The sequence below is a fragment of the Shinella agrisoli genome (assembly GCF_046557955.1).
Lineage (GTDB): Bacteria > Pseudomonadota > Alphaproteobacteria > Rhizobiales > Rhizobiaceae > Shinella.
The window spans coordinates 56153-75779 of the sequence record NZ_JBJIEP010000013.1 but is presented as its reverse complement, the minus strand read 5'-3'; the positions used below and the strand labels follow the sequence as shown (position 1 = coordinate 75779).

The 19627-nt window shown below is 64.8% G+C and carries 21 protein-coding genes; 5 read left to right on the top strand and 16 right to left on the bottom strand.

Annotated features, from left to right (window positions below; translation table 11 throughout):
• Nucleotides 1-39: 39 nt before the first annotated feature.
• From bamA to ACIIOY_RS14855, 9 genes are all read right to left on the bottom strand, one after another.
• Nucleotides 40-2382, bottom strand: a complete 2343-nt coding sequence (gene bamA / locus ACIIOY_RS14895) for an outer membrane protein assembly factor BamA (RefSeq protein WP_411035460.1) — start codon at nucleotides 2380-2382, stop codon at nucleotides 40-42.
• A gap of 237 nt (nucleotides 2383-2619) precedes the next feature.
• On the bottom strand, nucleotides 2620-3753 hold the full coding sequence (gene rseP, locus ACIIOY_RS14890) for an RIP metalloprotease RseP (RefSeq protein ID WP_411035459.1): 1134 nt from the start codon (nucleotides 3751-3753) through the stop codon (nucleotides 2620-2622).
• A 25-nt stretch (nucleotides 3754-3778) separates the two neighbouring features.
• The gene (locus ACIIOY_RS14885; protein ID WP_411035458.1) at nucleotides 3779-4612 is read right to left on the bottom strand and encodes a phosphatidate cytidylyltransferase; all 834 of its coding nucleotides are present in this window, start codon (nucleotides 4610-4612) and stop codon (nucleotides 3779-3781) included.
• Nucleotides 4612-5358 (bottom strand): isoprenyl transferase, encoded by a 747-nt coding sequence (locus ACIIOY_RS14880; protein ID WP_411035457.1) that lies wholly within the window; start codon nucleotides 5356-5358, stop codon nucleotides 4612-4614. The genes ACIIOY_RS14885 and ACIIOY_RS14880 overlap by 1 nt, the downstream gene beginning before the upstream one ends.
• Before the next feature lie 41 nt (nucleotides 5359-5399).
• Entirely contained in the window at nucleotides 5400-5960 is a 561-nt protein-coding gene (frr, locus tag ACIIOY_RS14875; RefSeq protein ID WP_411035456.1) for a ribosome recycling factor, read from the bottom strand.
• A gap of 58 nt (nucleotides 5961-6018) precedes the next feature.
• Entirely contained in the window at nucleotides 6019-6741 is a 723-nt protein-coding gene (gene pyrH / locus ACIIOY_RS14870) for a UMP kinase (RefSeq protein WP_411035455.1), read from the bottom strand.
• Nucleotides 6742-6947: 206 nt separating this feature from the next.
• Nucleotides 6948-7871, bottom strand: coding sequence for a translation elongation factor Ts (gene tsf, locus ACIIOY_RS14865; RefSeq protein ID WP_411035454.1), 924 nt, complete (start codon nucleotides 7869-7871; stop codon nucleotides 6948-6950).
• 254 nt (nucleotides 7872-8125) lie between these two features.
• Nucleotides 8126-8893 carry a 30S ribosomal protein S2 gene (rpsB, locus tag ACIIOY_RS14860; RefSeq protein ID WP_411035453.1) on the bottom strand — a complete coding sequence of 256 codons (768 nt, stop codon included), beginning with the start codon at nucleotides 8891-8893 and terminating at the stop codon, nucleotides 8126-8128.
• A 270-nt stretch (nucleotides 8894-9163) separates the two neighbouring features.
• Complete coding sequence (locus ACIIOY_RS14855; RefSeq protein WP_411035452.1) at nucleotides 9164-9991, bottom strand: cell envelope integrity EipB family protein; 828 nt, start codon at nucleotides 9989-9991, stop codon at nucleotides 9164-9166.
• A gap of 180 nt (nucleotides 9992-10171) precedes the next feature.
• Here ACIIOY_RS14855 and ACIIOY_RS14850 point away from each other — a divergent pair, with 180 nt between their 5' ends.
• The 5 genes from ACIIOY_RS14850 to ACIIOY_RS14830 are packed head-to-tail and all read left to right on the top strand — an operon-like array spanning nucleotide 10172 to nucleotide 13447.
• Nucleotides 10172-10636, top strand: a complete 465-nt coding sequence (locus ACIIOY_RS14850; protein ID WP_411035451.1) for a RidA family protein — start codon at nucleotides 10172-10174, stop codon at nucleotides 10634-10636.
• Nucleotides 10636-11361, top strand: coding sequence for a glycerophosphodiester phosphodiesterase (locus ACIIOY_RS14845; RefSeq protein ID WP_411035450.1), 726 nt, complete (start codon nucleotides 10636-10638; stop codon nucleotides 11359-11361). The genes ACIIOY_RS14850 and ACIIOY_RS14845 overlap by 1 nt, the downstream gene beginning before the upstream one ends.
• A gap of 2 nt (nucleotides 11362-11363) precedes the next feature.
• On the top strand, nucleotides 11364-12557 hold the full coding sequence (locus ACIIOY_RS14840) for a GNAT family N-acetyltransferase (RefSeq protein ID WP_411035449.1): 1194 nt from the start codon (nucleotides 11364-11366) through the stop codon (nucleotides 12555-12557).
• 21 nt (nucleotides 12558-12578) lie between these two features.
• Complete coding sequence (locus ACIIOY_RS14835; protein ID WP_411035448.1) at nucleotides 12579-13004, top strand: HIT family protein; 426 nt, start codon at nucleotides 12579-12581, stop codon at nucleotides 13002-13004.
• On the top strand, nucleotides 13001-13447 hold the full coding sequence (locus ACIIOY_RS14830; protein ID WP_411035447.1) for a YqhG/Tai3 family protein: 447 nt from the start codon (nucleotides 13001-13003) through the stop codon (nucleotides 13445-13447). The genes ACIIOY_RS14835 and ACIIOY_RS14830 overlap by 4 nt, the downstream gene beginning before the upstream one ends.
• Here the strand turns inward: ACIIOY_RS14830 and ACIIOY_RS14825 are convergent, their stop codons facing one another.
• The 7 genes from ACIIOY_RS14825 to cysE form a co-directional block, all read right to left on the bottom strand.
• Nucleotides 13448-13792: an AzlD domain-containing protein gene (locus ACIIOY_RS14825; protein WP_411035446.1), complete on the bottom strand. Its 345-nt coding sequence runs from the start codon at nucleotides 13790-13792 to the stop codon at nucleotides 13448-13450. It lies immediately after the preceding gene.
• Nucleotides 13789-14523: an AzlC family ABC transporter permease gene (locus ACIIOY_RS14820; protein WP_411035445.1), complete on the bottom strand. Its 735-nt coding sequence runs from the start codon at nucleotides 14521-14523 to the stop codon at nucleotides 13789-13791. Before ACIIOY_RS14820 ends, ACIIOY_RS14825 begins: the two co-directional genes overlap by 4 nt.
• Nucleotides 14524-14751: 228 nt before the next feature.
• Nucleotides 14752-17259: an ATP-dependent Clp protease ATP-binding subunit ClpA gene (gene clpA / locus ACIIOY_RS14815; protein ID WP_411035444.1), complete on the bottom strand. Its 2508-nt coding sequence runs from the start codon at nucleotides 17257-17259 to the stop codon at nucleotides 14752-14754.
• A gap of 9 nt (nucleotides 17260-17268) precedes the next feature.
• Complete coding sequence (clpS, locus tag ACIIOY_RS14810) at nucleotides 17269-17619, bottom strand: ATP-dependent Clp protease adapter ClpS (RefSeq protein WP_411035443.1); 351 nt, start codon at nucleotides 17617-17619, stop codon at nucleotides 17269-17271.
• 265 nt (nucleotides 17620-17884) lie between these two features.
• Nucleotides 17885-18238, bottom strand: coding sequence for a phasin family protein (locus ACIIOY_RS14805; RefSeq protein ID WP_411035442.1), 354 nt, complete (start codon nucleotides 18236-18238; stop codon nucleotides 17885-17887).
• 216 nt (nucleotides 18239-18454) lie between these two features.
• Nucleotides 18455-18658, bottom strand: a complete 204-nt coding sequence (locus tag ACIIOY_RS14800) for a DUF3126 family protein (RefSeq protein ID WP_064330164.1) — start codon at nucleotides 18656-18658, stop codon at nucleotides 18455-18457.
• Between the two features lie 95 nt (nucleotides 18659-18753).
• A complete protein-coding gene (gene cysE / locus ACIIOY_RS14795) occupies nucleotides 18754-19587 on the bottom strand; it encodes a serine O-acetyltransferase (protein WP_411035441.1) in 834 nt (277 codons plus the stop codon).
• Between the last annotated feature and the right edge of the window lie 40 nt (nucleotides 19588-19627).

The window sequence follows — 19627 nt, the reverse complement described above, 5'->3', positions numbered from 1 at the left end:
CCAGAACGTCCATGTTCTCGCAGTTCTGGACGAATTGCCTCAGAACTGGGTTGCGATGCCGAACTTGAAGCGCTGGGTCTCGTCGAACGATTCCTTCTTGAAGGGAACCGCATAGTCGAACCGCAACGGACCGAACGGGGACGCCCAGATGATGGAGGCACCGACCGATGCACGCAGGCTCATGTCCGTGCCGACAACCGTATCGGACCCCGCGTTTACGTCGTTGCCGTACAGCGTACCGGCATCGACGAAGAGGGCGCCGCGGAAGCCCGAGTCACGCGGCAGGAGCGGAAGCGGGAACGATGCTTCGGCAGAAACCGTGAAATAGGTCGTGCCGCCAAGCGAGTCGTATCCCGACATGCCGGTTTTTCTCGCCCGCGGGCCGATACCGCCGGATTCGAAGCCCCGGATATCGGAAGACGACAGCGTGAACTGGTCGAAGACCTTCGTATCGCTGCCCGTACCCCACATGTGGCCGCCGCCGACGGAAAGCGAGCCGATGACATCGGCATCCTCCAGCAGCGTGTGGAAATAACGCGCCTTACCGGAGATCTTGTAATAGTCCGAGTCCCCGCCGAGACCGGCGAACTCCTGCGTGACCTGCGCGAAGATGCCCTCACGCGGCAGCGTGCGGTCATCGATCGTATCGAAGGTCAGGCTATGCGAGATCGAGGAACGAACCCACGGGCTGCCTTGAACAACATTCACGTAGGGCGTCGAAAGCTCGGCCAGATTGCTGGAGCTATAGTCCAGCTTCGTGTAGTTGTAGCGGAAGGTCGTCGACAGGTCTTCCGTGATCGGTGCCGTCACCCGCAGGGTGAAGCCCTGACTGTCGACACTGTAGTAATCTTCGCTGTCGTCTTCGTTCTTGAAGATGTCGAAGCCCGCGGCGAGGCGGTAGCCGAGGAAATACGGCTCCGTGAAGGACAGGCTGTAGTCGCGCGAATCCTTGCCGCCGCCGGCCGCCAGGCGAATGTACTGGCCGCGGCCGAGGAAGTTCTTTTCCTCGATGGAGGCTTCCAGCTTGAAGCCGCCGTCGCTGCCCGTCTCGTAACCGGCGCCGATACCGAACGAACCCGTCGACTGGTCCTGGACATCGACGATCACGACGACGCGGTCCGCCTCGCTGCCGGGTGCCGTCGTGATGTTGACGGAGGAGAAGTATCCGAGCGCCTCGAGGCGGCGCTTCGCGCGCGCGATGACTTCCTGGTTGAAGGCGTCGCCCTCACCGATGTCGAACTCGCGGCGGATGACGTAGTCGCGCGTGCGGGTGTTGCCGCGGATCTCGATGCGCTCGACATAGGCACGCTCGCCCTGGTCGACCAGGTAGTCGACGGCGATCGTGCCGTTGCCGAGGTCGCGGTTGCCGCGCGGCGTCACGCGGGCGAACGGATAGCCCTTCGCCGCGACACGCTGCGAGATCTCGGACATCGTGTCCTGGACGTCCTTGGCGCGGTAGACCTTGCCCGGACGGGATTCGATCAGGCCCGTTAGCTCTTCGGAGTCGAGGCCTTCGACCGTCGATTCGACGTTCACGTCGCCGAAATTGTAGCGCTGGCCTTCCTCGACCGTGAAGGTGACGACATATTCGTTCGAGGCTTCGTCGAGAACGGCCTCCGAGGAGATCACGCGGAAGTCGGCATAGCCGTTGTTGAAGTAGAACTGGCGCAGCGCCTCTTCGTCGGCGCGCAGCTTCTCTTCGCTGTAGACGTCCTTGCGGGTCAGGAACGAGAGGAAGTTCGACTTCTTGGTAAGGATGACGGAACGCAAGCGGCTGTTGCTGTAGGCCTCGTTCCCGACGAAATTGATCTGCGAGATCTTCGTGCGGTCGCCCTCGTCCACGACGAAAGCGAGGTTCACGCGGCCGTTGCCGATCGGATGGGTCTGGGTGGTGACGGTGGCGTCGCTGCGGCCGATCGCGGCATAGGCGTCGCGGATCGCCTGCTTGTCGGCCTCGATCGTCGTCTCGCTGTACGGGCCGAGCGGGCGCGAACGCAGGACAGCCTCCAGCTTGTCGTCCTTGATCTTGCGGTTGCCGTTGATGACGACCGCGTTGATCAGCTGGTTCTCGTTGACGACGACGACGAGCGCGCCGCCGGAGACCGAGATCCTGACGTCGGAGAAATAGCCGGTCGCATAGAGGCGGCGCACGGACTCGTCGATATCGGCATTCGAGAAATTCTGGCCGGGCTTGATCGAGATATTGGCCCTGACCGTGTCGGCGCTGACGCGATCGGCGCCGCGCACCTGGATGCTGCGGACGACGGCCGCTTCAGCGCTGGAGGCGGAGACAAGCGTGGCAACAGAGCCGCCCGTGACAACCATACTCGCCGACAATGCAACGGCAGACACGGCGTTCAAAAAGTTTGAACCAGCTTTCATCTTCACAACTTACCTTCGTTTCATCGCCCGGCAGGCATGCCCGATTCCGGTCACGTTTGCCGTTTTAACCGCTTTTGCCATACAAGCAAGGTCACGCGTTAATTTCTGTTTACTTCAATTCAAACCGTGGCCCGAAGGCCACTACCTGCCTTCGATCACGGTAAACAGACCGTTAGCGCGACCTCCCGGGACTGCGGCTTTCCCTCATCGATTCTCCGCCGGCGGCGCCGGCCCGTTTCAGCCGAGCAGCATGGATATGTCGTTCCAGGTCGCAAAGACCATCAGCATGAGCACCAGCGCCATGCCGATGCGGAATGCGATCTCCTGCGCCCCCGGCCCGACAGGCCTGCCCCGGACAGCCTCCACCGCATAGAACATCAGGTGGCCGCCATCAAGTACCGGAACCGGCATCAGGTTCAAAAGTCCAATGGAAACAGACAGAACGGCGGCAAGTTGCAGCAATGCGGCAACACCGAGCGTCGCCATCTGGCCGGAAGCCTGCGCCACGCGGATCGGACCGCCGAGCTGGTCGGCCTTCATGCGGCCGGTCACGAGGTTCGACAGATAGTCGAAAGTGCCCGTCACGATATGCCAGCTTTGCAGCACGCCCTGCCCCACGGCCTCCAGCGGCCCGTACTCGATCACGCGGAAGTTGCCGGTCTCCTGGTTGGTGACGATGCCGATGAGGCCGAGCTCGACCTTGTTGCCGAACTGGTCGGTGATCTCCGTGCGCTGCGGCACCATGGGAAGGTCGAGGTCGGCGCCGTCGCGGCGCACGGTGACGACGATCTTGAACTCCGGGCGGACGCTGACATAGCGGCGCACGTCGTCGAAGGTCGCGACGGGATTGCCGTCGAGCGCGACAAGCAGGTCGCCAGGGCGCACGCCCGCCGCCTCCGCCGCGCTGCCGGGGCGCACCTCGGCGACGATCGGATCGGCGACCTGGCGGCCGTAGATGGAGAACATCACGGCGAAGATGGCGATGGCGAGAATGAAATTGGCGATGGGGCCGGCGGCGACGGTCACCGCCCTTTTCCACAGGGCTGCGCCCAGGAAGGTGCGCTTGCGCACCGCCTCCGGCAGCGCGGCGACGGAATTGTAGTCCGGGATGGAGGCCGGATCGTCGTCGCCGAGGAATTTCACATAGCCGCCGAGCGGTATCGCGGAGAGCTTCCAGCGCGTGCCGTGCCGGTCGGTGAAGCCGAAGAGCTCCGGGCCGAAGCCGACCGAGAAGGCCGTCACGCCGATCCCGGACCAGCGGCCGGCGAGATAGTGGCCCATCTCGTGCACGAAGACGATCAGCGTCAGCACGATCAGGAAGGGAATGATATAGCCCGTCACGAAACCGACGGAGCCTGCCAGCATTTCCATGATTCCAGTCCCCAATGTTTCGTGGTCACGGGCCGAAAAGGAACACGCCCGCCGGCGCGTTCGCGGTGCCCGACACGATCGCATCGCCTAACGCAATGAGGAACGCGGCGAAGCAGGCAAAAACAAGGCCGTCGACGCGGTCCATCACGCCGCCGTGCCCCGGAATGAGGCGGCTGGAATCCTTCACGCCGAAACGGCGCTTGATGAAGGACTCGAAGAGGTCGCCGATCTGGCTGAACACCGAGAGCACCAGCGCGATGACGGGCACCCACAGACCGTTCAGCGGGAAGAAGGCCATGTGCACCAGCGTGCCGGCGGCGACGGCGGAAACCGCGCCGCCGATCGCCCCCGACCAGGTCTTGCCCGGCGAGATGGGCGGCGCGAGCTTCGGCCCGCCGATGGCGCGTCCGATGAAGTAGGCAAGGATATCCGTCGCCCAGACGACGGCGAAGATGAAGACCATGGCCGCAAAGCCGTGGGCTGTGTCGCCGCGGATCGCCGCGAACGAGATCACCGTGAGGCCCGAATAGACGATGCCGCCGGCAAGCCAGCCGCTTCCCTTCATCGCCAGCGCATAGACGATGCCGATCGCCACAGCGCCGATGAGCGCGGGAAGCGCGAACGCGTCGAAACCGAGCAGGACGAGCACCGAGACGAGCGCGACCGACAGCCAGCCGAAGGCATTGCCGCGGAAATCCGTTTCGGGAAGCCGCGTGATGGTCGACCATTCATAGTAGACGAGCATCGCGATCAGAGCGGCGAGCACCCGGAAGGCGAGGCCGCCGAACCATGTCGCCGCAAGCACCACGGCGGCCAGCACGATGCCGGAGAGGATACGCAGGCGCAGCTCACTCTGCATCACGAACCAACCGCAAGCGTGGTGGCAGGCTGCAATCCGCCGAAACGGCGTTCCCGCATGGCATAGCGGGAGAGCGCGGAAACGAAGGTCTCGCGCGAAAAATCCGGCCAGAAATCGGGAATGAACATCAGTTCGGCGTAGGCCGCCTGCCAGAGCAGGAAATTCGACAGCCGTTCCTCGCCGCTGGTGCGGATGATGAGGTCGGGATCGGGAATGCCGGCGGTATCGAGCGCGGCGCCGATGCGCTCCGCCGTGATCTGGTCGGGGCCGAGCCGCCCGGCGGCGACATCGGCGGCAAGCGCGCGCATGGCGCGGGCGATCTCGTCGCGCGAACCGTAGTTGAACGCGATCACCAGCGTGATGCCGGTGTTTTCGCGCGTCGTGTCCTCGGCTTCCAGCAGCAGCGGCAGGATGTCGCTCGAAAGGTTCGCCCTGTCGCCTATGATGCGGATGCGCACATTCTGCTTGTGCAGCACGGCAAGGTCGCGGCGGATGAAGGTCTTCAGCAGCCCCATGAGGTCGGAGACCTCGCTTTGCGGCCGGCTCCAGTTCTCCGAGGAGAAGGCGAAGAGCGTAAGGTAGGAGACGCCGCATTCGGCGGCGGTCCGCACCGCTTCGCGCACGGCCTCGACGCCCTTGCGGTGCCCCATGGCGCGCGGCAGGCCGCGCGCATTCGCCCAGCGCCCGTTGCCATCCATGATGATGGCGACGTGTGCCGGTACGGTGCTGGGCGAGAGCTGGTTCATGGGCGATCCGGAAAGGAGGAACGAAAGCAGGCGGCCGGGCCTCAGACCTGCATGATTTCCTTTTCCTTCTCGGCAAGCAAGCGATCGACGTCAGAAATCGTCTCGTCCGTCATCTTCTGCACCTTTTCGGACTGGCTGCGGGAGAGATCCTGGCCGATATCCCCGTCCTTTTCGGCTTTCTTGAGGTCGTCCATGCCGTCGCGGCGCACATGGCGGATCGCCACCTTGGCCTTCTCGGCATAATCGTGGGCCACCTTGACCAGCGACTTGCGGCGCTCCTCGTTGAGCTCGGGCAGCGGGATGCGCAGGTTCTGGCCGTCGACGATCGGGTTGAGGCCGAGGTTCGATTCGCGGATGGCGCGCTCGACGGCGCCGACCATGCTCTTGTCCCAGACGGAGACGGACAGCATGCGCGGCTCGGGGACGGAGATGTTGGCGACCTGGTTCAGCGGCACGCGCGAACCGTAGGCTTCGACCTGCACCGGATCGAGCACGTTGGCGGAGGCCCGGCCGGTGCGCAGCGATGCGATGTCGTTCTTGAACGCGTTGATCGCGCCGTCCATGCGGCGCTTCAGTTCCTTCAGGTCAATACCTTCACTCATCGGAATGCTCCCGTTTTCATAGAGCGGCTGCACGCGGCGGGCGTGCGCGCCTCAAGAATCAGTTGTCGGTTACGATGGTACCGCGTCCGCCACCGGTCAATATTTCGGCAAAACCGCCCTTTTCGTGGATGGAGAAGACGATGATCGGAATGGCGTTCTCGCGCGCCAGGGCGACGGCGGCGACGTCCATGACGGCAAGGCCCTTTTCGAGCACCTCGCTGTGCGTCAGGCGGTCGAAGCGGGTTGCGGTGGGGTCCTTCTTCGGGTCGGCGGAGTAGATGCCGTCGACCTGCGTGCCCTTGAAGATCGCCTGCGCGCCCATTTCGGCGGCGCGCAGCGCGGCGGCCGAGTCGGTCGTGAAGAACGGGTTGCCCGTGCCGCCGGCGAAGATCACCACGCGGCCGAGCGACAGGTGATGGAGCGTCGCGCGCTGCGAGAAGCTTTCGCAGATCTCCGGCATGGCGATGGCCGAGAGCACGACGGTGTCGACATCGAGCTTGCGCAGCGAGGTCGCGAGCGCCAGCGCGTTGATGACGGTCGCCAGCATGCCCATGTGGTCGCCGGTGACGCGGTCGCCGCCCTTGGAGGCCACCGCCACGCCGCGGAAGATGTTGCCGCCGCCGACGACGACGCCCACCTCGACGCCGAGCGCGCGCGCCTGCGCGATGTCGGAAGCGATGCGGTCGGCGACCGCGACATCGATGCCGAAGCCCTGCGATCCCATCAGCGCCTCGCCGGAGGCTTTCAGCAGAACACGTTTGTAGATTGGCTTGGCAGTCATCGTCGCTCCTGAACTCGTGGGCCTGCTCGCCGATCCGGCAGCCGGGCGGAACCAGGGGCGGTCCTGCGAAGGGCAGCCCTCGCCGCAGAAGAAATTTCGGGGCAGGCATTTCGGCAAGCCGGATACACGAAGGGCGCCGCGTTGTCACGCGGCGCCCTCGCCTTTTCCCAATCGGGCGGTTCTTTTCCCAAGCGGGATCGAGAAAATCAGCCCTTTGCGGCCGCGGCGACTTCGGCGGCGAAGTCCGTCTCTTCCTTCTCGACGCCTTCGCCGAGCAGCAGGCGGGCCATACCGACGACCTCGATCGGCGCGCCGACGGTCTTTTCGGCTTCCTTGACGGCAGCGCCGACGGTGAGGTCGGGGTTCATCACGAAGGCCTGCGACAACAGGGCGACTTCCTCGAAGAACTTGCGCATGCGGCCCTCGACCATCTTCTCGATGATGTTGTCCGGCTTGCCGGAAGCGCGCGACTGCTCGATGAAGACGTTGCGCTCGCGCTCGGCGACGGCGGCGTCCACTTCCTCGGCGCGGATGGCGAGCGGCGCGGTCGCGGCGATGTGCATGGCGACCTGGCGGCCGATGGTGCCCAGCGCTTCCTTGTTGCCGGTCGACTTCAGCGCGACGAGAACGCCGAGCTTGCCGAGGCCGTCGGCAACCGCGTTGTGGACATAGGTGGCGACGACGCCGTCCTCGACCGAGAGGGCGGCCGCGCGGCGCAGGTTCATGTTCTCGCCGATCGTCGCGATCGCGTCGGTGATGGTGTCCTGGACGGACTTGCCGGTCGCCGGGTAGGTGGCGGCCGAGATGGCCTCGACGGAGCCGTCCGTGCCGAGCGCCACGTTGGCGACGCCGCGCACCAGCTCCTGGAAGGCGTCGTTGCGGGCGACGAAGTCGGTTTCGGAGTTGATCTCGACGACGACGGCCTTGGTGCCGGCGCTGGCGATGCCGATCAGGCCCTCGGCCGCGGTGCGGCCGGACTTCTTGTCGGCCTTGGCGATGCCCTTGGCGCGCAGCCAGTCGATGGCTGCTTCCATGTCGCCGTTGGTCTCGGCAAGCGCCTTCTTGCAATCCATCATGCCTGCGCCGGTCTTTTCGCGCAGTTCCTTCACCATTGCTGCAGTAACAGTCATCCTATCGCCTCTTACGGGTTCTGGGGAAACGAACGGGCGCGCGCGCACCGCTGTTCCCGGTTTTCGGCAGGGGGAATGGCCCCCGAATGTAACAATGTGATGAACGGGTCATCAACGGCGTCTCCCGGCGGCCGATGCCTCAGCGCGCAAGCGCTGTCCGGAAAACGAACAAGGCCGTTCGACCTTTGGGTGGAGAACGGCCTTGTCCTGATTTTTCAACGGGAGGCGGCGAGGTGTCGCGCCTCCCTGCCCTATCAGGCTTCGGCTTCTGCTTCGAGCGCCGGCTCGACCGGTACTTCGGCGGAAGCGCCGAGGTCACGGCCCGAAGCGCCCTGCTGGCGGGCGATGCCGTCGATGGCGGCGCGGGCGACGAGGTCGCAGTAAAGGGCGATGGCGCGCGAGGCGTCGTCGTTGCCGGGGATCGGGAAGTCGATCGGGTCCGGGTCGCAGTTGGAGTCGATGACGGCGACGACCGGGATGCCGAGACGCTTGGCTTCCTCGATCGCGATCGATTCCTTGTTGGTGTCGATGATGAACATCAGGTCCGGCGTGCCGCCCATGTCGCGGATACCGCCGAGGGCCTTTTCAAGCTTCTCGCGCTCCCGCTCGAGGTTCAGGCGCTCCTTCTTGGAGTAGCCGGAGGATTCCGAGGACAGGATCTCGTCGAGCTTGCGCAGGCGCTGGATCGAGTTGGAGATCGTCTTCCAGTTCGTCAGCATGCCGCCGAGCCAGCGGGAGTTGACGTAGTACTGGGCCGAGCGCTTGGCGGCATCGGCGATGATCTCGGAGGCCTGGCGCTTCGTGCCGACGAAGAGGACGCGGCCGCCGCCGGCGACCGTGTCGCTGACGACCTGAAGGGCGCGCGACAGCAGCGGGACGGTCTGGGCGAGATCGATGATGTGGACGTTGTTGCGGTCGCCGAAGATGTACGGCTTCATCTTCGGGTTCCAGCGGTGGGTCTGGTGGCCGAAGTGGACACCAGCTTCCAGAAGCTGGCGCATGCTGAAATCAGGCAATGCCATGCCTTTTTCTCCTTTTCCGGTTGAACCTCCGCAAGGCGAACAGCACTTCCTTCGGAAATGCCACCGGCGGAAACGCCCGGATTTCTCCCGGACACTCCCATGCCTCACGTGTGGAATGGGTGCCCCTTAACCGCAGTTTACCGGCAAATCAAGGGCAGCGGGGGGAAAAATGTGCCGACGACTGGATTTCGCCCCTCATCCGGCCTGCCGGCCACCTCCCCGCAAGCGGGGCGAAGGAGAGGGTTAGGGTGACGGGCAAGCCGCACCCGCCTACTTGCACTCCTGCTGCTTGAACATCTCCAGCTTGGCGAGCTTGCCGGTCAGCACGAACTCGCCGTAGTCCATGGTGAGGTCGCGGGTGATGCCGTTCTCGTAGAGCTTGAAGGACATGCGGTAGACCGGCAGCGCATCGCCTTCGGCCGTGTCGTTGTAATAGGCGATCGAGACCGGCCAGAACTCCTGCTTCGAGAAGCTGCCCGCCTTGTCGGCATCCGGGTCGCCGGGCTGCGGCGTCTCCTTCTTGCCGACCACGGCGGTCGTCATCAGCGTCTTGTCGCCCGAATCCGAGCCGTCGAAGATGCGCGATTCGAAGAACCGCTCTCCCTTCTTGGCGCGCGCGATGACCTCCAGCATGTGCTCGGTCGGAAAGCGGCTCGCCGCAAGCTCCACCTGCTTGGTGTCCGGCGAGGTCAGGTCGACGCTGACGCCCTCCTTCTCCTCGCGGGCGGAACCGCGCACCTCCTTGTCCAGCTTCTCGTCGGTGAAGGAGCGGGTGAGGAAACGGAAGCTGCCGTTCTTCAGGTCTTCGTAGGTCGTCGTCTGCTGGTCGGTGAGGCGCGTCTCCTCGCCGGTGTTGACCTGGGTGACGAAGCGGAAGCTCACCGTATAGCCGTCGCAGGGGCTGCCGTTGAATTCATAGACCATGCGGCCGTACATGCCGGCGATGCCGGACCGTTCGGTCGCATCCTTGAGCTTCAGGTCGTAGACCGCGCGATGCGGCGCAAGCCCGCTCGCCGGCGTGGCAAGGGCGGTGGTGACGCCGCTGCCGGCCAAGCATGCCCCGGCCAGAAGAACCGCGACGAAGGCTGAACGAAACATCCGTTTCCTCCTGTTGAATCCGGTGGCGATGTTATATGAACTCTTCCGGCAAAAGCGAGGCAATATCCACGCCTTGCCACATTCATTTCCAATATTGCTACGGTCCCCCGTTGCAATGCCCCTCACAGCCGCGCCGCGCCGGCCCCATATGAATGCCGGCGATCAACAACGGAGACCGCAATGTCCGCTGAAATCGAAAACCGCGTCAAGCAACTGGGCTACGATCTTCCCGTGGCGGCAGCGCCTGCGGCCAACTACGTGCCCTTCGTCATCAGCGGCAACGTGCTTCACATTTCCGGCCAGCTGCCGATGCTGAACGGCAAGCTCGCCTATACCGGCCATCTCGGCAAGGATGTCGACGTCGCGGGCGGCCAGAAGGCGGCGGAACTGTGCGCCCTCGGCCTCCTCGCCCAGGCCAAGGCCGCGCTCGGCGACCTCTCGCGCATCAAGCGCATCATCAAGATCAACGGCTTCGTCGCCTCCGCCCCCGATTTCGTCGAGCAGCACCTCGTCATCAACGGCGCATCCAACTTCCTCGTCGGCGCGCTCGGCGAGGCGGGCAAGCACGCCCGCGCCGCCGTCGGCATGGCTTCGCTTCCGCTCAACGCCGCCGTCGAGATCGACGCCATCGTGGAAATCGCCTGATGCACGATCTCAACTGGCTGACCGAGAGGCCGATCGCCCATCGCGGCTACCACGACCTCAACCGGGCCGTCTGGGAAAACACCCTCTCCGCCTTCGCCCGCGCGGCCGATGCGGGTTTCGCCATCGAATGCGACCTGCAATATGCGGCCGATGCGATCCCCGTCGTCTTCCATGACGACGGGCTGAAGCGCCTCTGCGGCATCGAGGGCGACGTGCGCCAGCGCACCGCCGCCGAGCTCGGCCTGCTGACGGTCGGCGGCACGGCGGATCGCGTGCCGACGCTGAGGCAGCTCCTCGACCTCGTGAAGGGCCGCGTGCCGCTCGTGCTGGAGCTGAAGGGCCGCAGGGGCGACGATGACGGCTTCGCCATGGCCGTTCTCGATGCCCTCGAGGACTACGACGGCCCCGTCGCGCTGATGAGCTTCGACCACTGGCTGCTGAAGGACCTGAAGGAGGTCGGCGCCAACCGTCCCGTCGGCCTGACGGCGGAGGGCGCGCGGCCGGAGAATTTCGCCGTGCACGAGGAGGCGATGCAGCTCGGGCTCGATTTCGTCTCCTATTACTACGGCCACCTGCCGAACGACTTCGTCAGCCGGCAGCGCAGTCTCGGCCGGCCGGTGATCACCTGGACCGTGCGCGACGAGGAGGCACGCACGATCACGGCGGACAACGCGGACCAGATGACCTTCGAGGGCTTCGATCCGCGCGAGCCGTTGACGGCTTAGAGATGACAGGGACGGTGCGCATCCGCGTCGAAACGAGCTTCGCCGATATTCCGGCGGCAGACTGGGCGCGCCTTGCCGGCGCCTCCCGGCAGGATGCGCAAACGCCATACAATCCCTTCGTCAGCCATGCCTTCCTCTCCTCGCTCGAAGAATCGGGCTGCGCGGTCGCCGAGACCGGCTGGCTCGGCCAGCACCTTCTTCTGGAGGGCGACGACGGCGGACTGTTCGGCGCCCTGCCGGTCTATCTGAAGAGCCACAGCCAGGGCGAATACGTCTTCGACCACGGCTGGGCCGACGCCTTCGAGCGCGCCGGCGGCCGCTATTACCCGAAGCTCCAGGCCTCGATCCCTTTCACGCCGGCGACCGGCCCGCGGCTGCTCGGTCGCGCGGACCGGCCCGCCATCGAGACGCAGGCGGCTCTGGCCGAAGGCCTCAAGGAGCTGGCGCGCCGGCACGGCGTCTCCTCCGCGCATGCGACCTTCGTGCCGGAAGGGGAAATGGCGGTCTTCGAGGCGGCGGGCTACCTGCACCGCACGGACCAGCAGTTCCACTTCATCAATGCCGGCTACGGCTCGTACGACGATTTCCTGGAAACGCTCGCCTCCCGCAAGCGCAAGGCGCTGAAGAAGGAGCGCCGGGCCGCGCTGGAGCACGGCATCGAAATCGACTGGCTGACCGGCAAGGACCTCACCGAGGCGATCTGGGACCAGTTCTTCGCCTTCTACATGGACACCGGCAGCCGCAAATGGGGCCGGCCCTACCTCAACCGCCGTTTCTACAGCCTGATCGGCGAGCGCATGGCGGAGGACATCCTGCTCGTCATGGCACGCCGGGCGGGGCGCTATATCGCCGGCGCGATCAACTTCATCGGCGGCGACACGCTCTACGGCCGGCACTGGGGCTGCATCGAGGACCACCCCTTCCTGCATTTCGAGGTCTGCTACCATCAGGCCATCGATTTCGCGATCGGCAACCGCCTCACGCGCGTGGAGGCCGGCGCGCAGGGCGAGCACAAGCTCGCCCGCGGCTACCTGCCGGTGACGACCCATTCGGCGCACTACATCACCCATCCGGGCCTTCGGCACGCCGTTGCCGACTACCTCGAACGCGAGCGCCGCGACGTCGAGATGATGAGCGGGTATCTTGCCGACCACGGCCCCTTCCGCCGCGGCGGCGGCCCCAACGACACGGACTGAACAAGACACCGGGAGACGAACATGACCGCCTACGACACCGACAACATCTTCGCGAAGATCCTGCGCGGCGAGATCCCCTCGCACCGCGTCTATGAGGACGAGCACGCCGTCGCCTTCATGGACGTGATGCCGCAGGCGAACGGGCACACGCTCGTCATCCCCAAGGCGCCCTCGCGCAACCTCCTGGATGCCGATCCGCAAACGCTCGCGCGCCTGATACCCGTCGTGCAGAAGGTGGCGGTCGCCGCGAAGGAGGCCTTCGAGGCCGACGGCGTCACGGTCATCCAGTTCAACGAGCCGGCCGCCGGCCAGACCGTCTACCACCTGCACTTCCACGTCATCCCGCGCATCGACGGCGTGCCGCTGAAGCCGCATTCCGGCACGATGGAGGACCAGGGCATCCTGGCGGCGAATGCCGAAAAGCTCAGGAAGGCGCTCGCGAGATGAAGATGCTCACCCGCCGCGCCGTCCTGCTCGGCCTTGCCGGCGCCGCCCTCGCCGCGACCCTGCCGGCCTTCCCCGTGCTTGCCGCCGAACGCCCGGAAGAGATCGTCGGGCGGATCTATGCCGCCTATGGCGGCAACGGCAACGGTCCGCAGGACGTGCCCTACCTTCCGGACGTCGCCGACCAGCTTTCCGGCGAAAACCATCCCGGCTTCGACTTCTTCATCGACGCCCAGGATTTCGACAAGGTTTCCGCCGCCGTCACGCTGGTCTCGGAAAGCGATACGAGCGCTCTGGTCCGGGCGGATGTGACGAACTTCGGGCAGAGGAAGACGGTCGAGATCGACTTCGTGAAGAACGGAGCGGACTGGAGGATCGGCAACGTGCGCTATCCCGTCGCGGGCGGCTTCGACCTCCGCCAGAGCCTCGGCCTCGCGCCGCTCTGATCAGGCGCCGGTTATCGCAAGACCCGCGGCCAGGAAGGCGATGGCCGCGGCGATCCCCAGGATCTGGCGGAAGCGGCCGCCGGCGAAGAAGCACAACGCACCGAAGAGGACCGCTCCGAGCCGCAGCCAGAGCGGCGAGGTTTCCAGCGTTCCCGTCGGGAAGAAGATCAGCTTGGCGATGACGGCGGCCACGAGCGCCGTCGCCACCGCCCTCACCCAGTTCAGCACCTCCGAATTCTCGTCGATGCGGTTGCCGACCAGCACGCCCGCCCAGCGCCAGAGGTCGGTCGCGAGCCAGCCGGCGATGGCGATATAGATATAGGGCCAGACCCCGTCGAAGCTCATCGGCCCGCCTCCCGCCGGCGCAGCAGGCGCTCGCCCCACCAGGCGAGCGTGCCGCCGATGACGCCGGCAAGCAGGATGTCGTATTCCGGCGCGATCACGGCGAAGAGCCAGCCGAGCGCAAGGCCGACGCCGAGCGCCCAGTAGATCACCCGGTGGCGGGCGGAAATCCAGATCGAGGTGAGGAAATAGACCGGCGTCAGGAAGAACAGGCACCCGGAGACGACCGGCGGGAACTCCGACACGGCGCCGTAGACGAGGCCGACGAGCACGATGTTGGCCAGCGTCAGCGTGACGCCGAAGCCGGCGAAGAAGGCGACGCGGCCGCCGCGCGGCACGCCCTGCACCCGCTCCATGGCGAAGACCCAGGCGGTGATGGCGACGAAATGCGAGACGACGAGCAGCAGCCAGGTCGGCGTGCGGCGGTCACGGATTTCCGGCACCAGCGCCGCGACCATCGGCATCATGCGCACGGACGAGAGCGTCACCGCGATGAAGGCGGTCGCGACATGCGCGCCGGAGAGCATCGAGCCGACGAGGATCACCTTGGCCGGCAGCGCCCAGACCATGCCGGTCATGAACATCACCTGGTCGACCGGCACCTTCGCCTCCGCCGTGAAGGCGGCGAAGCCGACGAAGGAGAGCATCAGGATGATCGCCGGCAGGCTGAAGATGCCGCGCATGCCGAGAAGGAACCAGTGCGTCTGGGATCGGGGTTCTGTCGCGGCGGTCATGAAAATCTCTTGCAGTCAGAAATAGATCGGGCGGGCGGTCCGGCCCTGTTCGTCGACAAGCCTTGCCCCACTCACCGGTCGTCTCCGGCCTTGAGCCGAGGATCCAATGGCGTGCACACAGGGTGGACGGTCGGCGCAAGGCCGACCATGACAGGAGAGAGGTCCGTGTCCTGTCAACATTATGGGCCGGGCAGTCTCCTGCCCGGCCCATCCGATTCGTGAAAGCCGTTATTTCTTGCGCGGCACCTTGGGGACCGTGCCGGACTTGCGCGGCGGCTCGCCCTTCGGCTCCTCGGCCTTGGCTTCGGCCGCCTTCCTGGAGGCCTTGGCCTTGGCGGGCGACGCCTCGGCGGCGACGGTTTCCTTCGCCTTGCGCGGCTTTGCCTGCTTGGCGGGACGCTCCGCGATCTCGGCCTTTGGCTTGATCGGCGCGGTCTCCGGCACGGCGTCGAGGATCAGGCCCTTGGAGCCGTCTTCCTTTTCGCCCACGGAGACGCGCACGACGCCGCCCTTCTTGAGCTTGCCGAAGAGGATCTCGTCGGCGAGCTTCTTCTTGATGTTCTCCTGGATGACGCGCGCCAGCGGACGGGCGCCCATCTTCTCGTCGTAGCCCTTCTCGGCCAGCCAGGCGATCGCCTCCGGCTTGAGGTCGAAGGTGACGTTGCGCTCGGCAAGCTGCGTTTCCAGCTGCATGACGAACTTCTGCACGACCTGATGGATGACCGGCGTCGGCAGCGAGCCGAACGGGATGATCGCATCGAGGCGGTTGCGGAATTCCGGCGTGAACAGGCGGTTGATCGCCTCCATGTCCTCGCCCTCGCGCTTGGACGAGCCGAAGCCGATGGCGGCCTTGGCCATGTCGGACGCGCCCGCATTGGTCGTCATGATCAGGATGACGTTGCGGAAGTCGATCTTCTTGCCGTTATGGTCGGTCAGCGAGCCGTGGTCCATGACCTGCAAGAGGATGTTGTAGAGGTCGGGATGGGCCTTCTCGATCTCGTCCAGCAGCAGCACGCAGTGCGGATGCTGGTCGACGCCGTCGGTCAGAAGCCCGCCCTGGTCGAAGCCGACATAGCCGGGAGGCGCGCCGAGCAGGCGCGAGACCGTGTGCCGCTCCATGTATTCCGACATGTCGAAGCGCAGGAGCTCCACGCCGAGCGAGCTTGCAAGCTGCTTGGCGACCTCGGTCTTGCCGACGCCTGTCGGGCCGGAGAACAGGTAGCAGCCGATCGGCTTGTTCGGTTCGCGAAGGCCCGCCCGGGAAAGCTTGATCGCCGAGGCCAGCGCGTCGATGGCGAGGTCCTGGCCGTAAACGACCGAGCGCAGTTCCTTGTCCAGGTTGGCGAGCACCTGCTCGTCGTCCTTGGAGACGGTCTTGGGCGGAATGCGGGCCATGGTGGCGATCGTCGCCTCGATCTCCTTCTCGGTGATCAGCTTGCGGCGTTTTCCCGCCGGCAGCAGCATCTGGGCCGCACCCGTCTCGTCGATCACGTCGATCGCCTTGTCCGGCAGCTTGCGGTCGTTGATGTAGCGCGCCGACAACTCGACGGCCGTCTTGATCGCCTCGTTGGAGTATTTCAGCTTGTGATACTCCTCGAAGTAGGGTTTCAGCCCCTTCATGATCTCGATCGTGTCGTCGATCGTCGGCTCGTTCACGTCGATCTTCTGGAAGCGGCGCACGAGCGCCCGATCCTTCTCGAAGAACTGGCGGTATTCCTTGTAGGTCGTCGAGCCGATGCAGCGGATCGCCCCGGAGGACAGCGCCGGCTTCAGGAGGTTGGAGGCGTCCATCGCCCCGCCGGAGGTGGCGCCGGCGCCGATGACCGTATGGATCTCGTCGATGAACAGCACGGCGCCCGGATAGTCCTCGAGCTCCTTGACGACCTGCTTCAGCCGCTCCTCGAAGTCGCCGCGATAGCGCGTGCCGGCGAGCAGCGTGCCCATGTCGAGCGAGAAGATCGTCGCGTCCTGCAACGCTTCCGGCACCTTGCCCTCGACGATGCGCTTGGCAAGCCCCTCGGCGATGGCGGTCTTGCCGACGCCGGGATCGCCCACATAGAGCGGGTTGTTCTTGGAGCGGCGGCAGAGGACCTGGATCGTCCGGTTCACCTCGGCCTGGCGGCCGATCAGCGGGTCGATTTTGCCGCCCCTCGCCTTCTCGTTGAGGTTGACGCAGTAGGCGGTGAGCGCGTCCTGCTTCTTGGCGGCCTCCTCCTGCTCGTTGCCGCCGCGCTGCTGCTTCTGCTCGTTCTCGCTGTCCTCCGCGCCGCGCACGGGCCGCGCCTCGGTGGAGCCGGGCCGCTTGCCGATGCCGTGCGAGATGAAGTTGACGGCATCGTAGCGCGTCATCTCCTGCTCCTGGAGGAAATAGGCGGCGTGGCTCTCGCGCTCGGCGAAGATCGCGACGAGCACGTTGGCGCCGGTGACCTCCTCGCGGCCGGACGACTGGACATGGATCACCGCGCGCTGGATGACGCGCTGGAAGCTGGATGTCGGCTTGGAATCCTCCTCGTAGCCGGTGACGAGGTTCGCCAGCTCCTCGTCGACATACTCGGTCAACGTCTTGCGCAGCACGTCGAGGTTCACGTTGCACGCGCCCATGACGGCGGCCGCGTCGGCGTCGTCGATCAGCGCGAGCAGGAGGTGTTCGAGCGTCGCGTATTCGTGATGGCGCTGGTTCGCATAGGTCAGTGCCTGATGGAGGGCCTTTTCAAGGCTTGCAGAAAATGTTGGCACGTTCGTTCCTCATTTCTTTTCCATGACACATTGCAGCGGGTGCTGGTGCTGGCGGGAGAAGTCCATCACCTGTGTCACTTTGGTTTCGGCAACCTCGTAGGTGAACACGCCACACTCGCCTACGCCATGATTGTGCACATGCAGCATGATCCGCGTGGCCGCTTCCCGGTCCTTCTGGAAGAAACGTTCCAGGATATGGATCACGAACTCCATGGGAGTATAGTCGTCGTTGAGAAGCAGGACGCGGTACAGGCTCGGCTTTCTCGTCTTAGGTTTCGTGCGGGTAATGACGGAGGTGCCGCGGCTGGGAGTGTCGCCGCCGCCTTCCCCATCCTGCATCCAAACCCGTCTTGCATCCATTCGTGTTCATTCCCTTGATTACGGTCGCTTCCTTGGGGCGAACCGTGCGGCTGAGGCTGCCTTCTGGACCTGTTATCTAATGTCTCGGCACACGATTGTAAGACCCCTGCTTCGCACTGCAATCATAATCGCGGCGCATCCGAAGGAAATAGTGAAATTTGCTGCCGCTACGTAAGCCTCGCGCAATCCCGGAACGCGCAAAGGCCGGCTGCGGTTGCCCGCAGCCGGCCGATGAACGCTATACGCGCAGGCGGAAACTGGAAGCTTATGCCGCGACGGCGGCCTTGGCGGCAGCGGTGGCCTTGGCAACCGGCGCCTCATAGGGCTTGTAGGCGCCCTTGGCGAGGTCCGCATACAATTCGCCGAGCTTGGTCGCTTCCGCGACGAAGCCTTCATAGGAGGACTTCACGAAGGCGGCCTGCAATTCGAGAGCAGCTTCGACGCTCTTCACGCCCGAGAGTTTTTCGAAGTGGGCCAGGCTCTCCTCGAAGGACTTCTTCGAGAAGTCCGCCGTTTCGGCGGCGATCGCCTGAAAACCCTTGGCGACGTTCGTGTAGCTCTTGACGAACGTGTCCACGGCTTCCTTGTTCTTCTTGTTTGCCTCATCGAAATTGAACATCGAAGTCTCCTTTGGATCCCGTTGATGGGTCAGAAATCTATATGCAATGCACAAAAAAGTCAATGAAATGCTGCAATGCAGTATTCCGCAGACAAAGCAAGACCTTGCGCGATAGGTATGATTATTGGCGCTGACAAAAGCCAGTTTGTCGCAAAATTATAATGAAAAAGCCCGGCGCCATGGGCCGCCGGGCTTTTTTAGGGATTTTTGGACGGATCAGAGATCGATGTCGAGGATCGCCATGGAGAAGTTGTAGGACAGCTCCCCGTCCTCGTCGTCGCGGAAGATGACGCCCAGGAACTCGTCGCCGAGATAGACTTCCGCGGATTCATCCTTGCGCGGACGCGCCTTCACCACAATCTCCTTGTTGAGATTGCGCTTGAAGTAGGCCTCGAGCTTCCTGATTTCTTCCGGCTTCACAATATGTCTCCGTCAACGGTTGATGTGGCGCGCTTCTCGCACCTGCTCCCGGGCGTGTAAACCCTCGATGTCCGCGCGAAAGCGACTTTTCCCGGTCAGAGATCGTAGTCGAACGCGGCGAGCAGCTGGTCCATGGCGCGCGACGGCTCGTTGCAGCCGGCCTCGCCCACGACCTTGGCCGGCACCCCGGCGACCGTCGATTTCGGCGGCACGGGCTTGAGCACCACCGAGCCGGCGGCGATGCGCGAGCAATGGCCGATATGGATGTTGCCGAGGATTTTCGCGCCCGCGCCGATCATCACGCCGTCGCCGATCTTGGGATGGCGGTCGCCGCCCTCCTTGCCGGTGCCGCCGAGCGTGACGTTGTGGAGGATGGAGACATTGTCGCCCACCACCGCCGTCTCGCCGACGACGAAGCCGGTCGCATGGTCGAGGAAGATGCCCTTGCCGATGCGCGCGGCCGGGTTGATGTCGGTCTGGAAGACGCTGGACGAGCGGCTCTGCAGGTAGAGCGCGAGGTCGCGCCGGCCCTTGTCGTAGAGCCAGTGCGCGACACGGTGGGTCTGGATGGCGTGGAACCCCTTGAAATAGAGCACGGCATCGAGGAACCGCAGGCATGCGGGGTCGCGGTCGTAGACGGCCTGGATGTCGACGCGCAGGACGCTGCCCCACTCCGGCCAGTCCTCCAGCATCTCGTCGAAGATCTGGTGCAGCAGGTTCGCCTGAAGGTCCGGATGGTCGAGGCGCTCGCAGACGCGATGGATCACGCTTTCCTCCAGCGAGCGGTGGTTCAGCACCGTCGAATAGAGGAAGGCCGCCAGCAGCGGCTCGGCCTGGGCGGCGACGCGGGCTTCCTCGCGCAGGCTGTCCCAGATCGGATCCATGGCCTTGAGCTTTTCGCCGGCCCGCAGTTCGTTCGTCGCGACCATCGCCGCACTCCTTAGTCTCGTTCCCGCCCATATATAGAGC

What these genes read in the sequence shown, in the direction of transcription:
- rpsB (WP_411035453.1), bottom strand. Translation starts at nt 8,893, where the DNA reads ATGGCATTGCCTGATTTCAGCATGCGCCAGCTTCTGGAAGCTGGTGTC.
- ACIIOY_RS14885 (WP_411035458.1), bottom strand. Translation starts at nt 4,612, where the DNA reads ATGCAGAGTGAGCTGCGCCTGCGTATCCTCTCCGGCATCGTGCTGGCC.
- cysE (WP_411035441.1), bottom strand. Translation starts at nt 19,587, where the DNA reads ATGGTCGCGACGAACGAACTGCGGGCCGGCGAAAAGCTCAAGGCCATG.
- ACIIOY_RS14850 (WP_411035451.1), top strand. Translation starts at nt 10,172, where the DNA reads ATGTCCGCTGAAATCGAAAACCGCGTCAAGCAACTGGGCTACGATCTT.
- ACIIOY_RS14805 (WP_411035442.1), bottom strand. Translation starts at nt 18,238, where the DNA reads ATGTTCAATTTCGATGAGGCAAACAAGAAGAACAAGGAAGCCGTGGAC.
- ACIIOY_RS14820 (WP_411035445.1), bottom strand. Translation starts at nt 14,523, where the DNA reads ATGACCGCCGCGACAGAACCCCGATCCCAGACGCACTGGTTCCTTCTC.
- rseP (WP_411035459.1), bottom strand. Translation starts at nt 3,753, where the DNA reads ATGGAAATGCTGGCAGGCTCCGTCGGTTTCGTGACGGGCTATATCATT.
- ACIIOY_RS14880 (WP_411035457.1), bottom strand. Translation starts at nt 5,358, where the DNA reads ATGAACCAGCTCTCGCCCAGCACCGTACCGGCACACGTCGCCATCATC.
- clpS (WP_411035443.1), bottom strand. Translation starts at nt 17,619, where the DNA reads ATGGATGCAAGACGGGTTTGGATGCAGGATGGGGAAGGCGGCGGCGAC.
- ACIIOY_RS14830 (WP_411035447.1), top strand. Translation starts at nt 13,001, where the DNA reads ATGAAGATGCTCACCCGCCGCGCCGTCCTGCTCGGCCTTGCCGGCGCC.
- ACIIOY_RS14835 (WP_411035448.1), top strand. Translation starts at nt 12,579, where the DNA reads ATGACCGCCTACGACACCGACAACATCTTCGCGAAGATCCTGCGCGGC.
- frr (WP_411035456.1), bottom strand. Translation starts at nt 5,960, where the DNA reads ATGAGTGAAGGTATTGACCTGAAGGAACTGAAGCGCCGCATGGACGGC.
- pyrH (WP_411035455.1), bottom strand. Translation starts at nt 6,741, where the DNA reads ATGACTGCCAAGCCAATCTACAAACGTGTTCTGCTGAAAGCCTCCGGC.
- ACIIOY_RS14825 (WP_411035446.1), bottom strand. Translation starts at nt 13,792, where the DNA reads ATGAGCTTCGACGGGGTCTGGCCCTATATCTATATCGCCATCGCCGGC.
- bamA (WP_411035460.1), bottom strand. Translation starts at nt 2,382, where the DNA reads ATGAAAGCTGGTTCAAACTTTTTGAACGCCGTGTCTGCCGTTGCATTG.
- ACIIOY_RS14845 (WP_411035450.1), top strand. Translation starts at nt 10,636, where the DNA reads ATGCACGATCTCAACTGGCTGACCGAGAGGCCGATCGCCCATCGCGGC.
- tsf (WP_411035454.1), bottom strand. Translation starts at nt 7,871, where the DNA reads ATGACTGTTACTGCAGCAATGGTGAAGGAACTGCGCGAAAAGACCGGC.
- ACIIOY_RS14855 (WP_411035452.1), bottom strand. Translation starts at nt 9,991, where the DNA reads ATGTTTCGTTCAGCCTTCGTCGCGGTTCTTCTGGCCGGGGCATGCTTG.
- ACIIOY_RS14840 (WP_411035449.1), top strand. Translation starts at nt 11,364, where the DNA reads ATGACAGGGACGGTGCGCATCCGCGTCGAAACGAGCTTCGCCGATATT.